Consider the following 13,886-nt stretch of genomic DNA (forward strand, 5'->3'; position numbering starts at 1 on the left):
CAGGCTCAGTTCGGTGCAGCAGCCTCGGCCAGCGCGATGCCGGTTGGCGTTGGCTTCACCGGCACGATGCCGCGCGCCAGCGCCAGCAGATATTTGTTGTATTCGGTGAACAGCACGCGCAGGGCCCTCGGCTTGGTCAGCCAGCCGCCATTGCCAAGATTGCTGTTGACCACCGGATAGGGCTCGAGCTTGGCCTTGTGCAGCAGCCGGCCCATTTCCAGCAGGCTGCGCGGCATGTGATAGTTGTTGGTCACGAGAATCACGGTGCCATAGGCGTGGTCTTCCACCCACTTGGCACTTTCCTCGGCATTGCCGATCGTGTCGAGCGCGGCGCGGTCGATGTCGACGCAGCAGGAGAACAATTTCTTGTCGCCGCGGGTCGCGACCTGAAGCTGGCGGCGGCTGGCGGAAGGATGCACGCCGCTGATCAGCAGCCGCTCGCCCTTGCCGGACGCAAGCAGACCCATAGCGGCGTCGAGCCGCGAATGGCCGCCGGTCAGCACGATGATGGCATCGGCTTTTGCCGGATTGGTAGGGGTCGCGAGACGGCTGACAGTGTTGGCGAACCAGCCGAAGCCGCCGGCAAACAGCGTTGCCAGCACAAGCAGAAAGAAAGCGGAGATGCGCAATGCGCTCGCCAATCGGCTAGGGTCGGCGCGCTCACGGGAAGGCGCAATCACCAAGGGCAACTGTCCAGCCGTTCCAGTCGACTCGCGCGCGTCCATCATCTTATCGTTAACCCTGAAATGCGGCGTTTAGTAGGTCAAAAAGCACACATTACGTTACGCTAATTCTCTATTCGTGATCACCCCGCGTCCGGCTGGCGGACATCGATGTCGCTGAGATAGGTGACGACGGTGACATGGGAGGTTGTCGCCGTCAGCGCGCCGATGACCAGCACCATGAGAACGACGCCGAGATAGCCCGCCGAACCGATGGCGAAATTGCCGAACAGTGCAGTCGCCTGATCGGCCTCCGGCGTTGCCATGTTGCGCGACGACCACCATGAGAAGACGATGAAGACCAGCACCGCCGCCGCACCCCCGGCGGCTGCGCCCTTCATGCCGGTGACCAGAAAATGGTGGCGGAATTCGCGCGCGATAAAGCGCGCTTCGGCGCCGACGAAATGCAGCACCTCGATGATGTGGCCGTTGCCGGCCATGGCGCCGCGCGTCGCGAACACCACGGTCAGCACGGTTGCCGACAGCATCAGCGCCAGCACGGCGATGCCGATGGTCACCGTGGTGCGGGCCATGGCCACCAGCCGGTCGACCCAGGTGCGATGGTCGTCAAGTGCTGCACTGGGCAGTTTCGGTGTGATTGCGGCGCGCATGGCGGCGAAGTCAGGCGGGTTGCTCTCGTTGATGGTGACGATGATCAGGCGCGGCACCGGCAGGTCGTCGATGTTGAGACCCGAGCCAAGCCACGGCTCCAGCAGCCGCGCGGTGGCATCGCGGTCGACGATCCTGGCGCTCTTCACGCCAGGAAATTCGCCGGCGATCTGCGAGGCCTGGGCAAGTGCTGCCTCCATGTCGAGGCCGTCCATCGGCTTAATCTGGATCGTCGCCTCGCGGGAGATCTGGTTCTCCCAGACCGACGCGGTGTCGCGCACCAGCGTCACCGCGCCGAAGGTCAGGCAGGACAGGAACGTCATGATGGCGATCACTAGGACCAGCGCCCGGCCGGCAATGTTCTGCGCCGGCACGATCGGCGCCATCTTGCGCTGAACGCGCTGCGTCGTCGCAGCCTTTCCGGCGTGCTGGTCTTCGACGTGTTGAACGGAAAGGTCAGTCATAGATATCCAGCCTTCCGCCGGCCAGGATCATGCGCCGCGCGTCGACCTGTTCCATCAGGCCGAGGTCGTGCGTCGCGATCACCACCGCGGTGCCCAGCCGGTTGAGTTCGATGAACAGCCGCAGCAGGCGTCGCGCCAGCGGCGGATCGACATTACCGGTCGGCTCGTCGGCAAGCAGGATCTCGGGTTGCTCGATCAGCGCCCTGGCAATTGCGGCGCGCTGCTTCTCGCCACCCGACAGCACCGGCGGCAGCACATGCATGCGCTCGCCAAGGCCGACCCATTTCAAGAGCTCGGTCACGTCGGTGCGGTAGCTCGCCTCCTCGCGCCCGCGCACGCGCAGCGGCAAGGCCACATTCTCATAGGTCGTCATGTGGTCGAGCAGGCGAAAGTCCTGGAACACCACACCGATGCGCCGCCGCAGATGCGGCAGCTCTGCGCGCGAGATGCGCGAGCGGTCCTTGCCGAAGATGGTGATCAGCCCACGCGTCGGCTTGAGCGACATGAACAAAAGCCGCAGCAGCGTCGTCTTGCCGGCGCCCGAAGGGCCGCTCAGGAACTGGAAGGAGCGCTCCGGTATGTGCAAGGAAATGTCGCGGAGGATTTCCGGACCCATGCCATAGCGGAGGCCGACATTTTCGAAGCGGATCACGTTCGACGACCTGAAACTTGCGGCGGCGATGAGCCAGCCTTCTCTGAGAAGAGACCATCGGCCGGCATGGTTAACCGGCGGTTAATTCTGAGGTTTTTTGAGCGCGTCACAAGGGTTCCGGTGGGGAAGCGTTAACCATTTCCGTTTACGAAAAAGAAACGAAGAGCGAACAAGTGCCGTAGTGCTGGGGCCGTGATGGCTGACGATCGAACCGCGCGCCCGGTTTCCGGCGAAATCATGGCCGATATGGCCGCCACGCCGGAACGCATCATGCGTGATCCGGCCGACGACATCGTCGATGCCGACTATGAGGTCCTGCCGCGCCGCACCGCCAGCATGGACCCTTCACCGCCGCTTTCGCGCGTGATCGCCACGCCATCGCTCGAAGGCATGGACATGCTGCGCAAGCCCAAAGCTGCGATGGAACGGCTGCGGGCGCGCGGCGGGCCGATCTTCTGGATCGCCGGCCTCAGTGCCGCGTTTGCAGCCTTCTGGATCTCGGGCGGGCACGCGCTGGTGCGCCAGGCGCCGCTTCTTCTCGCAGCCCAGGAAACGGGCACTGCACTCACCATTTCAGGCGTTACGTCGCGTATCGATGCGTCCGGGCCGAAACCTGTCCTGTTCGTCGGTGGCGAGGCCGCGAATGACGGCGCCAGCCCGTTGCCATTGCCGCCGCTGGAAATCCGGGTCACCGGCAATGACAGGCGCACAACCCGTTATACGCTGGGAACATTCAACCGTTCGCTGGCGCCCGGCGAAAGATTTGGCTTTTCGAGCCGGCTCGACGTGCCTAGAAACGGGGTCAAGACCGTCTCGGTCACCTTCGCCAACTAGGGCGATCATTTCTGGAAAGGCTGCCAATGCCAGTCGTGCGCGGCAAGGATATCGAGGTTCTGTTTTCGGCGTCGGCGATTGCCCGCCGCAATCTGGAGCTCGCCAAGGAGATCGCCGGGCGCGACTATCAGGACCTTCTGGTGATTTCGGTGCTGAAAGGATCGTTCATTTTCGCCGCCGATCTCATCCGCGCCATGCACGATGTCGGCCTGTCGCCTGAGGTCGAGTTCATCTTCATCTCCAGCTACGGCGCCGGCACCACCAGCGGCGAGGTGAGGGTGCTGCGCGACATCGATAATGAGGTCGCCGGCCGCGACGTGCTGTTGATCGACGACATTCTCGAATCCGGCAAGACGCTGTCCTTCACCCGCGATCTGATGCTGTCGCGCGGCGCCAAAAGCTGCGCCATCGCCGTGCTGCTCGACAAGCGCATGCGCCGCCAGACCGCGCTCAACGCCGACTATGTCGGCTTCGACTGCCCCGACTATTTCGTCGTCGGCTACGGCATGGATGTCGCCCACGCCTTTCGCGAACTGCCGTTTGTCGGCGTCGTCAAGGGCGACGCCTAGATTTATCTTCGATGCCGTTTGCGGTTCAGGGAAAGTCAACTTTTCCCCGCCAAACATTCCGCTATGGCAAAGCTCCTGATCGTCGAGGACGATGAGTCCGTCCGCACCCTCGCCGCCCGCGCGCTCGAACGCGCCGGGCATATGATCGACATCGCCGCCGACGGCGCGCAAGGGCTTGCCCTGATCCGCGCAGCACGTGGCGGCTATGACCTTGTCGTCTCCGATATCCGGATGCCGGAAATGGACGGCATCCAAATGGCCAAAGCGGCGGCGTGGCTTTTTCCGGCGATGAAGATCTTGCTGATGACCGGCTATGCCGACCAGTGCGAACGCGCCGAGGAATTGAACGGTGTCATTGTGGACGTCGTGCAAAAGCCGTTCACGCTGGCCGAAATCCGCGCGCGTGTCGAAAAGGCGCTCGCCTGAATCCAAGCCTAACCGCGGTCAGGCCGGATCGCAGGTCGCCGCGATTGCCGGCGCGCTGCTCCGGTGCCGGCTGGCATTGAGCGCGAACAGACCGGCGCCGATGATGAGGGCGGCGCCGACCACGGTGGTCGATCGCGGCACTTCGGCAAAGAACAGGAAACCCCACAGCGGCGACCAGATGATGCCGGTGTATTCGAAGGTAGCGACGCTGTTGGCGGGCGCCAGCCGGTAGGCCTGCGACAACAGGATCATCCCGGCCGAAGCGACGAAGCCGCAGGCGGCCATCGTCAGGAAATCGATCGGCGTCGGCCAGATCCATGGCCTGACCAGGAATTCGAGGCTCGGATGCGTGGCGTGAGCAATTCCTGCTAGCCAGAACAGCCCGGCGACCGCTGCAGCGCCCAGGAGATAGACGCCGTTCTGATAGAACGCCATGACAGTGGATGATTCGGTGTCGCCGATCTTGCGGGCCATCAACTGCGAAAAACCGTACAGCACCGCCGAGGCCAGCGACAGCAGCGCCGCCCAGTCGAACAGCCCGGCGCCGGGCCGCAACATCACCAGCACGCCCAGCATCCCGACCATGACGGTGACCAGCGTCTGCCACGCCACCCGTTCGCCGAGATAAGGGACGGCAAGCGCCATGATGAACAGCGGTGCCATGAAATAGAGTGCCACCGCGTCGGCAAGCGGCAGGGCGGCGATCGCCAGGTAATAGACGGTGTAGGAGGTGAACAGGATGAAGGCGCGCATCGTCAGCATGCGAAATCGCTTCGAAAAGATCGCCCTGAGCCCGACATCGGCATGAACCAGCACAAGAAGAATGGGCAGGGCGACGAGCGAGCGGATCGCCATCACCTCGGTCACTGGATAAGTGCTCGATACGGCCTTGATCAGCGGGTCCTGGAGCGAGAACACCAGAACGCCGAGGCAAAGGCTTGTCATGCCGAGGACGATCCGGTTCTGCATGTTTTTCGACGGCTCCTTGCGTGTGCGGCCCGAGAGCCGGGCCCGCCTAATTTTTGTTTTATGCATATCGTTGTCCCAAAACCGCTGAGCACTTTTGGGCGACATGCATCAAAAAGAACCCGCCACCGTTTCGGGCAGCGGGTACGAGTGAGGACTGATTGGTCCGCAGCCGATTTCGCAGCCGCATATCCAATGGGTGAAGCGACTATTATCCGCCGTTTGACATGTTGCAAACGAATTGGAATGATGCCAGCAATCAGATTTTCTTATGGCGGACAAATGAAGCCCACGCTCGACAGCGATCTGCTGCGCACCTTCGTCGCGGTTGCCGACACCGGCAATTTCACCAAGGCGGCGGAGCAGGCCGGCCGTACCCAATCGGCGGTTTCGATGCAGATGAAGAAGCTCGAAGATGTGGTCGGCGACAGCCTGTTCGAGCGCGGCTCGCGTGGTGTGGCGCTGACGCGCCGCGGCGGCGAACTCATCGTCAACGCCCGCCGGATCGTGTCGCTGCTGGATGAGACGGCGGCATCGATGGTCGCAGCGCCGCTTGGCGGGCCGGTGCGCATCGGCATTCCGGAGGAATATGGCCACGCGATCCTGTCGCGCGCGCTCGGCGCCTTTGCCAAGCGCCATCCGCAGGTCGACATCACCGTCCGCTACGCTCATTCCGGTGCGCAGATCGCGGCGCTCGCCGCCGGCGAGCTCGACCTGGCGGTGGTGTTCGAATGGCAGGATCTCTCCGGCGGTGAGGTGCTGATGCATGACCCGACCGTGTGGGTGACGTCGGAGCTGCATCACATGCATGAGGAGCGGCCGGTGCCGATCGCGCTCTACAACCGTGCCGGCTGGTGCAAGGATTTCGCCATCAAGTCGCTGGAGCAGCGCGGTCTCGTCTATCGTGTCGCTTATACCAGCGATACCAATGGCGGCCTGCGGCTCGCCGTCACCTCCGGGCTGGCGATCGCGCCGATCTCGCGCAGCAACATCCCGGCCGGTTGCCGCGAACTTACGGCAGCCGACGGGTTCGGCGACATCGATTCCTCGAATGTGGTGCTGCGGCGCAATCCGAACGCGTCCGGCGAGGCCATCGACGGGATGGAAGAGGCGATCCGAGAGGCGTTCACCAACCGCTAATGCATGTCGCGCAAAAGTGCGCAGCGGTTTTGCGATACCGACATGCATAAAAAAGAACTTAAAGCGCGTTGCATGAATCCATTCAAATGCGACGCGCTTTAAAACACGGCGGCTTTACTTCAGCTCCAGCAGCCGCTCCAGATAGCTGCGCTCGATGTCGGGGCTGAGCGCGTTGCCGAGCCGCTTGCGGATCGCTTCGAGGATCTGGCGGGCGCGCTGCACGTCGATCTCGTCCGGCACCTTCACCGACTCGCCGAAATCGGGACCCTCGGTGGCACGTGGCCGGCCGAGCGGATCGCGGTCGGCATTCTGCTGGCGTCCGCCCCGCTCGCCGTCGCCCTCGTCGCCCTGCATGGCCTGCAATTGCTTCATCATGTCCTTGGCGCCCCTGCGCAACGCTTCCAGCGCGCGGCCCTGGTGACCGACGGCCTGGTCGCCATCGCTGTCGCCAAGCGCCTGTTCGGCGTTGCCCATGGATTTGCCGGCCTCGCCAAATCCTTCATTGGGCTCGAGACCCATGCCTTCGAGGCCCTTCCTCAGCTGGTCGAGCTCGCTTTGCAGCTTGCCCTGGCCTTCCTGCAACTGCTTCAGCGCATCGGCGAATTCCTGCGGCGTCATCGGCTTCGGCCGGCCGAGCGGATCGCGGTCTTCACCTGGGCCGGGCCGCTCGCCCTGTTCGCCCATTTGGCCCTGCTCACCGTTCTCGCCGAGTTGCTCGTCGCGGTTCTCCCCGCGCTGGCGCTGGCCGCGCTGCATCTGGTCCATGCGGAAGGTCTCGTTCATCATCTCCTGCTGGCGCCGCATGATCTCGCCGAGCTTGTCCATCTGCTGGCGCATTTCGCTGTTCTGCTGGCCGCCCTGCTGCTGACGTCCGGCCTGCAGATTGTTCATCATGTCCTGCAGTTGCGAAAGCAATTGCTGCGCGCTGTCGCGGTCGCCGGACTTCGCCAGGTTTTCGATCTGATCCATCATCCGTTCGATGTCGCTCTGGCGCAGCTCCTGGCCGTTCTGCTGCATCTGCGGCGCATTCGGATTCTGCTGCGCACGCTGGGCGAATTCCTGCAGGAACTGGTTCATCGCCTCGCGCAGTTCCTTCATCGCCTTGTCGATTTCCTCGTCGCTGGCGCCGTTCTTGATCGCGTCCTGCAGCGCCTGCTGCGCCTGGCGCAGCCGCCTTTCTGCCTCCGAAAGATTGCCTTGCTCGATGCCGAGCGCGATCTCCCACAGATAGGCGACCTCGTCGCGCAGCTTGTCGTCGTTGTCGGCCATCTTCAATCGGGTGCGGGCGCTCATGATGGCGAGGTAGTGCGCCATGTTGTCGAACGTGTCTTCGGGCCTGAGCGTGATCGCGTCCATCAGGTCGAGCACGCGGCTCTTGGCGTTGGCGTCGAGAGCCAGCATGCGGCGCTGCTCGATCACGGCCCTCGCCAGCGGATTGGAGAACGGCCGCTCCGGCATCACCAGCGTCTTGGTTTCGCTGGTTGCCGTATGTCCGGCATCGTCGGTGGCGATAAGCCTGAGCTTGATATTGCCGCCGGCCCAGACATGCTCCGTCAGGTCCTTCGTGGTCTTGGCGGCATTGCCCTTGGCGCCGCGACGCGGCAGCGTCAGCGGCATTTCGGGCGGGCCATAGAGCGGATGCGCATTCGGCGCCGGCGGGTCGGCCAATACGAAATCCGCCTTGGCGGAGGCCGCGCCATAGTCGTCGTCGATCTGGTAGTTGAGTTCGAAGGAACCATTGACGGCGCGTTTCGGCTCGCCGACGAAGCGGATCTGCGGCGGCTGGTCAGGGATCACCGCGAACGCCCAGTTGCCGAGTTCGTCATTGCCCGAGTTCAGCGTCAGCGTGCCGTTGGCCGTCAGCTTTCCGGTAAACTGGCGCACCGTGGAGGGCGTTGCCGTGGAGGGCGTTGCCGCCGCCGGCTTGGCCGCGTCAGCCTGCTGCCCGGCCGGCTCGATGGTGCGGGCGTTGCCGTCGGCGTCGGCGTAGCTCAGCGTTTCCTCGCCCGAACCCCCGGTGACGCGCAGCGACACATCGCTGCCTTCCGGAACGGTGAAGGTGGACGCCGCCTGATTGCCATTATTGGCGAGGGCCGGGTTGGCGAGGGCTGGAGAAGTGAGGAAGACCGGCGGTCTGCCGGTGTAGGCCGGCGGCGTCACCCAGGCGTCGATGCGCGGCGGCACCGCGTCGCGCGCAGCGTGGGCACTGAACCCGTCTGCTATGCGGCCGCCCGACGGCCCGAAGGAGAAGGCAAAAGCGGTGACCAACAAAAGCGCCGCCACGGCGCGCAGCCCCCACGGGTCGCGCTCCGGCACCCGGGTGCGTGGCAGGTCGCCACCGAGGTTGCCGAGTTTTTCGGCCATGCGTTTCTGGTGCTCGCGCCACAGAGCTTGCGAAAAAATGCTTTCCCTGCCGCTCGGCCGGTCCGTCTGCACCAGCACCGGGCTGTGCAGCAACTGGTTGGCGGCCTCAATGCGCCGGTCGATCTCGGCGCTGGTCGGCAGCCGGAAGAAACGCAGGGGATAGAGCGCGGCAAGGGCTGCGACGCCGAACACTGCCATGAGGCCGATGCGCACCGTGTCGGGCAGCAGAAGGAAGAGGCCGAGCCACGAGACGCTGAGGAACAGGCTGGCGACAATGACCAGCGGAAGCAGCAACGGCCAGCCACGCTCGACCGTCATCGAAACCCGCGTCGCCAGCCGGCTCAGGGCAAGGCGCCCGGCCAGGCTGCGATCGCTGGTGATGGTGGGTCGTTGCGTCATCGGCCCTTCCTGTTCGGGCGGGATAACCCGAACCTCACAAATCTATCGCACCGGCCCGAAAATCGGATGCGAAGGACTCAAAGTCTTAGGTGCACGTCACTCGAAGCATATCAACAAACACGGCGAAGGCGAGGCGGTTCCCGAAAACGTGAACAATACCGTCCCTGTTCTCGTCAGAATTTAGCCGGATTGGCGTTTGCACCGCAGACCAGCACGGCGACACGCTCGCCCGCAGCCCGCGCGTAGCGGCCGGACAGGATCGCCGCGAAGGCCGCGGCGCCGCCCGGCTCGGAGATGATTCGCACCCGGTCCCAAAGCGCCGCCTGCGCGGCGATGATCTCATCGTCGCTGACCAGTATGGAACGCTCGACGAAGGCTTCGGCGATCGGAAACATCATTTCGCCGACGCGCTTCGGCGCCAGCGAATCGGCGGCGATGCCCTCAGTCGGCGCATCGACGGGCCGGCCGGCCTCGAAGGCGCGATAGAGCGTCGGTGCGCCCTCGGGCTCGACGGCGATGATCCTGATGCGGCCGGCAAACCAGGCGGCAATGCCGCCGATCAGGCCGCCGCCACCAACGGCGACCAGCAGCGTGTCGAGCTCAGGCAGGTCGGCCTCGATCTCGAGGCCAAGCGTGCCTTGCCCGACAAGCGTTTCCTCCTGGTTGAAGGCGTGAATCTGGAGCGCGCCGGACTTTTCCGCGAAGTCTTCGCTGGCCGCCAAGGCCTCGGCATAACGCGCGCCGCCGACGACCAGCTCGGCACCGTAGCTGCGGATGCGTTCCAGCTTGGCCGGCGGGCTCACTTCGGGAACGAAGATGGTTGCCTTGTGGCCGAGCCGCATGGCGGCATAGGCGACCGCGGCACCATGATTGCCGCCCGATGCCGCGACGACGCCAGCCTTGGGAACCGGCCGCTCGAGAAGATTGGTGAAGGCGCCACGCGCCTTGAACGAGCCGGAATGCTGCAGACATTCGAGCTTAAGGTCGATGCTAAGAGGCGGACGGCCGAAATCGGCCATGTCGACGCGCAGCACCGGCGTGTGGCGCACGAATGGCCGGATCCGCGGTTCCATTGCGGCGATGCGTTCGCGTGTGATCATATTGCCGTTCAGCATGGTCTGCTCCCAAGGGTTGACATTACTTAGTAACTTAGCAAAATGGCTAAATGCAAGAGGTTCATGTCTTCAAGGCGATCGCCAACGAGCGCAGGTTGCAAATCCTCGATTGGCTGAAGGACCCGCGCGCGCATTTTCCACGCCAAGCGGATGGCGATCTGGTCGAGGATGGCGTCTGCGCGCTGCTGATCGCGGAAAAGCTGGGAATCACCCAGGCGACACTCAGCGAGCATATGCGGGTGCTGACCCAAGCCGGTCTTCTGCGCAGCAAGCGTATCAAGCAATGGACGTTCTATCGCCGCGACGAGGACAGGATCGCGCAGACCAGGGCGCTGATTCAGCACCGGCTGTAGCGCTGCAGGCGCTCTATTCTTGTTTGACCATGATCTTTTCCGAAAACCGGTTCCCACTTTTCGCTGACGCGGACCTTCGGTTCGGGATCATGGTCTATTCCAGCCAGTCGGGCAGCGAATCCAGCCCGATCAGTTCCTCATACGTCTGGCGCGGGCGCACGACATGGAAACGGTCGCCGTCGACCAGCACTTCGGGCACCAGCGGCCTGGTGTTGTAGGTGCCGGCCTGCACCGCACCGTATGCTCCGGCGGTGGCGATGGCGATCAGGTCGCCGGCCCTCAGCCGCGGCAGGTCGCGGTCGAGGCCGAGATAATCGCCGGTCTCGCAGACCGGGCCGACGACGTCGACCATCATGCGCGGTGCTGCAGCCGGCTGCTGCACCACCGGTTTGATGTCATGGAAGGCGTCGTAAAGTGTCGGCCGGATCAGATCGTTCATCGCGGCGTCGACGACCAGGAAATTCTTGGCGTCGCCTTCCTTCACGAAGATCACTTGCGAGACCAGGATGCCGGCATTGCCTGATATCAGCCGGCCCGGCTCGAACATCACCTTCAATCCAAGCTTCGTGACGTGCTTCTTGACGATCTGGGCATATGCGTCCGGCAAAGGAGGCGGGCTGTTGTCGACGCGGTAGGGAATGCCGAGGCCACCGCCGAGATCGATATGCTCGATGGCGTGCCCATCGGCGCGCAGCACGCCGACCAGCTCCACCAGCAGCGCGAAGGCGTCGTCGAAGGGCTGCAATTCGGTGATCTGGCTGCCGATATGGGTGTCGATGCCGGTGACCTTGATGCCAGGCAGTTCAGCCGCGCGGGCATAGACCTGGCGCACCTTCTGCCAGGGAATGCCGAACTTGTTCTCGGCCCTGCCGGTAGAGATCTTCTTGTGGGTCTTGGCATCGACATCCGGGTTGATGCGCAGCGAGATCGACGCGACCTTGCCCAGCGCCGTGGCGCGGGCCGACAGCAATTCAAGTTCCGGTTCGGATTCGACATTGAAACAGAGAATGCCGGCAGAGAGCGCAAAATCCATTTCGCGGGCGGTCTTGCCGATGCCCGAAAACAGGATCTTGTTGGCCGGAATGCCGGCGGCCAGCGCGCGGCGCAATTCGCCTTCCGAGACCACGTCGGCGCCGGCGCCGAGTTTTGCCAGGATCTTTAGCACCGCCTGGTTGGAATTCGCCTTCATCGCGTAGCAGACCAGCGCGTCGAGCCCGGCAAAGGCCTGCGCAAACACGCGAAAATGCCTGGTCAGCGTCGCCGTCGAATAACAATAGAACGGCGTGCCGACGCTTGCCGCGATATCGGATATCGCCACGTCCTCGGCATGCAGCACGCCGTCGCGGTAGTCAAAATGGTTCACAACAGTGGTTCCGGAAGTTGGAGCACGATGAGATCGGCCGATCTCATCGGCTCTAGATCAGCGGGTCGAGAATGAACTTCTTGTCCTCGACCGGTTTTTCCGGCTCCGGCGGCACAGGCTGCTCGGCTTTTTGTGCGTCCTTGCGCGCCTGCACGGCCGCCTCATAGGGCGTGTCGAGGCCGGCTTTCCTGCCGCAGGCCGTTACGGTTGCCAGCGCCGCCAGCAGCGCGAGCGTCACCAAAATCCTGCTTGCGGTCATCCGTGCCATCCGTCCGAAACTTTTGCCCGCCGCTTTTTAGCCGAGTTTTTCTGGCATTGCACCTAGTGCGGTGGATTTGAAGTTCCTGGCATTGATGGCATTCGCGTTGAGGAACTTCAAATCCAAAACCACACTAGAATTTCATTAATTAACTCGTGCGGCTTTGAATCTGAAATTTGCTCGCCGCGCTGCTCCAACGTGATGCGAATTTCGGATTCGCCGCACGAGCATCACGCCTTGGCGATGTGCTTTTTCCAGTACCGGATCTGCTTCCTCACTTCCGACGGCGCGGTGCCGCCGAAGCTCGTGCGGCTCTTCACCGAGTTCTGCACGGCGAGCACGGAAAACACGTCCGCCGTGATGCCGGGGTGAATGGACTGCAAGTCTTCCAGCGGCAGCCTGTCGAGCCCGATTTTCTTCTCCTCGGCCAGCGCCACCGCACGGCCGGTGACGTGGTGCGCCTCGCGGAACGGCAGGCCAAGCGTGCGCACCAGCCAGTCGGCAAGGTCGGTCGCCGTCGAATAGCCTGACCCGGCGGCCTTTTTCATGGCGGCGGCGTTCACCGTCATGTCGCGTACCATGCCGGTCATCGCCGCCAGCATCAGGTCGAGCGTCTCGGCGGCATCGAACACGGACTCCTTGTCCTCCTGCATGTCCTTGCCGTAGGTCAGCGGCATGCCCTTCATCACCGTCAGCAGGCCGACCAGATGGCCGGTGACGCGCCCGGTCTTGCCGCGCACCAGCTCGGCGGCGTCGGGGTTCTTTTTCTGCGGCATGATCGAGGAGCCGGTGGAGAATGAGTCCGACAGCCTGACGAAGCCGAATTGCGGCGTCGACCAGATGATGATCTCTTCGGCCAGCCGCGACAGATGCGTCGCGCAGATTGCCGCCAGCCCTAAGAATTCGAGCGCGAAATCGCGGTCCGAAACGCTGTCGAGGGAATTGCGCATCGGCTCGCGGAAGCCGAGAGCCTTGGCCGTCTTGTGGCGGTCGATCGGAAAGCTGGTGCCGGCAAGGGCGGCCGCGCCGAGCGGGCTTTCGTCCATCCGCTCGATGGCGTCGCGAACACGCGACAGGTCGCGCGAAAACATCTCGACATAGGCCATGCAGTGATGGCCGAAGGTCACCGGCTGCGCCGCCTGCATATGGGTGAAGCCCGGCATCACCGTCGCCGCATGCTCCTCGGCCCGTTCGAGGAACGCCGTGATCAGGCCTTTCAGCGCCTCGGCGACGCGAAAGCACTCGTCCTTGACCCATAGCCTGAGATCGACCGCCACCTGGTCGTTGCGCGAACGGGCGGTGTGCAGGCGGCCGGCGGCCGGGCCGATCAGCTCGGCAAGGCGGGCCTCGACATTCATGTGGATGTCTTCCAGCCTGGTCGAGAACTCGAACGTGCCGGCTTCGATCTCTGTCAGGATCGTGTTCAGCCCGTGAGCGATTTTTTCTTGATCGGCCGCCGAAATAATGCCCGTTTGCGCCAGCATCTCGCTATGGGCGATCGAGCCTCTGATATCCTGCGCGTAGAGTTTGCGGTCGAACGAGATCGACGCGTTGATCGCTTCCATGATCGCGGCCGGACCCGAGGCAAATCGTCCGCCCCACATCTGGTTGCTGGCCTTCCTGTCGCTCATCGCTATAACCCGTGCTCCGG

14 protein-coding genes are annotated in these 13,886 nt (G+C 63.6%); 5 read left to right on the forward strand and 9 right to left on the reverse strand.

Features of this window, described 5'->3' with window-relative positions:
- Positions 1-5 precede the first annotated feature (5 nt).
- The 3 genes from NKH36_RS22490 to ftsE form a co-directional block, all read right to left on the reverse strand.
- Positions 6-728, reverse strand: a complete 723-nt coding sequence (locus NKH36_RS22490; RefSeq protein ID WP_352961933.1) for a YdcF family protein — start codon at positions 726-728, stop codon at positions 6-8.
- Between the two features lie 77 nt (positions 729-805).
- Complete coding sequence (locus tag NKH36_RS22495) at positions 806-1,795, reverse strand: cell division protein FtsX (protein ID WP_352961936.1); 990 nt, start codon at positions 1,793-1,795, stop codon at positions 806-808.
- Positions 1,788-2,447 carry a cell division ATP-binding protein FtsE gene (ftsE, locus tag NKH36_RS22500; protein ID WP_027023302.1) on the reverse strand — a complete coding sequence of 220 codons (660 nt, stop codon included), beginning with the start codon at positions 2,445-2,447 and terminating at the stop codon, positions 1,788-1,790. Before ftsE ends, NKH36_RS22495 begins: the two co-directional genes overlap by 8 nt.
- 192 nt (positions 2,448-2,639) lie before the next feature.
- On the opposite strand from ftsE, the gene NKH36_RS22505 reads away from it, so the two are divergent.
- The 3 genes from NKH36_RS22505 (at position 2,640) to NKH36_RS22515 (ending at position 4,276) form a co-directional block, all read left to right on the forward strand.
- On the forward strand, positions 2,640-3,281 hold the full coding sequence (locus NKH36_RS22505; protein WP_352961939.1) for a hypothetical protein: 642 nt from the start codon (positions 2,640-2,642) through the stop codon (positions 3,279-3,281).
- A gap of 26 nt (positions 3,282-3,307) precedes the next feature.
- Complete coding sequence (hpt, locus tag NKH36_RS22510) at positions 3,308-3,850, forward strand: hypoxanthine phosphoribosyltransferase (RefSeq protein WP_352961942.1); 543 nt, start codon at positions 3,308-3,310, stop codon at positions 3,848-3,850.
- 63 nt (positions 3,851-3,913) lie between these two features.
- Positions 3,914-4,276, forward strand: a complete 363-nt coding sequence (locus NKH36_RS22515; protein ID WP_352961945.1) for a response regulator — start codon at positions 3,914-3,916, stop codon at positions 4,274-4,276.
- Positions 4,277-4,294: 18 nt separating this feature from the next.
- On the opposite strand, the gene NKH36_RS22520 is transcribed toward NKH36_RS22515, so the two are convergent.
- On the reverse strand, positions 4,295-5,245 hold the full coding sequence (locus NKH36_RS22520) for a DMT family transporter (protein ID WP_352961948.1): 951 nt from the start codon (positions 5,243-5,245) through the stop codon (positions 4,295-4,297).
- A gap of 279 nt (positions 5,246-5,524) precedes the next feature.
- Here NKH36_RS22520 and NKH36_RS22525 point away from each other — a divergent pair, with 279 nt between their 5' ends.
- Positions 5,525-6,382 (forward strand): LysR family transcriptional regulator, encoded by an 858-nt coding sequence (locus tag NKH36_RS22525; protein ID WP_352961951.1) that lies wholly within the window; start codon positions 5,525-5,527, stop codon positions 6,380-6,382.
- Positions 6,383-6,496: 114 nt separating this feature from the next.
- Here NKH36_RS22525 and NKH36_RS22530 read toward each other — a convergent pair whose 3' ends face one another.
- Positions 6,497-9,145, reverse strand: coding sequence for a TIGR02302 family protein (locus tag NKH36_RS22530; RefSeq protein WP_352964583.1), 2,649 nt, complete (start codon positions 9,143-9,145; stop codon positions 6,497-6,499).
- Between the two features lie 173 nt (positions 9,146-9,318).
- Complete coding sequence (locus NKH36_RS22535) at positions 9,319-10,260, reverse strand: threonine/serine dehydratase (protein WP_352964586.1); 942 nt, start codon at positions 10,258-10,260, stop codon at positions 9,319-9,321.
- A 50-nt stretch (positions 10,261-10,310) separates the two neighbouring features.
- On the opposite strand from NKH36_RS22535, the gene NKH36_RS22540 reads away from it, so the two are divergent.
- Positions 10,311-10,613, forward strand: a complete 303-nt coding sequence (locus NKH36_RS22540) for an ArsR/SmtB family transcription factor (RefSeq protein WP_352961959.1) — start codon at positions 10,311-10,313, stop codon at positions 10,611-10,613.
- Between the two features lie 94 nt (positions 10,614-10,707).
- Here NKH36_RS22540 and lysA read toward each other — a convergent pair whose 3' ends face one another.
- From lysA to argH, 3 genes are all read right to left on the reverse strand, one after another.
- Positions 10,708-11,976: a diaminopimelate decarboxylase gene (gene lysA / locus NKH36_RS22545; RefSeq protein ID WP_352961962.1), complete on the reverse strand. Its 1,269-nt coding sequence runs from the start codon at positions 11,974-11,976 to the stop codon at positions 10,708-10,710.
- Between the two features lie 52 nt (positions 11,977-12,028).
- Complete coding sequence (locus NKH36_RS22550) at positions 12,029-12,235, reverse strand: lipoprotein (protein WP_254018314.1); 207 nt, start codon at positions 12,233-12,235, stop codon at positions 12,029-12,031.
- 230 nt (positions 12,236-12,465) lie between these two features.
- Positions 12,466-13,866 carry an argininosuccinate lyase gene (gene argH / locus NKH36_RS22555; protein ID WP_352961965.1) on the reverse strand — a complete coding sequence of 467 codons (1,401 nt, stop codon included), beginning with the start codon at positions 13,864-13,866 and terminating at the stop codon, positions 12,466-12,468.
- Positions 13,867-13,886: the final 20 nt, after the last annotated feature.

The organism is Mesorhizobium sp. M1312 (assembly GCF_040318115.1).
GTDB lineage: Bacteria > Pseudomonadota > Alphaproteobacteria > Rhizobiales > Rhizobiaceae > Mesorhizobium.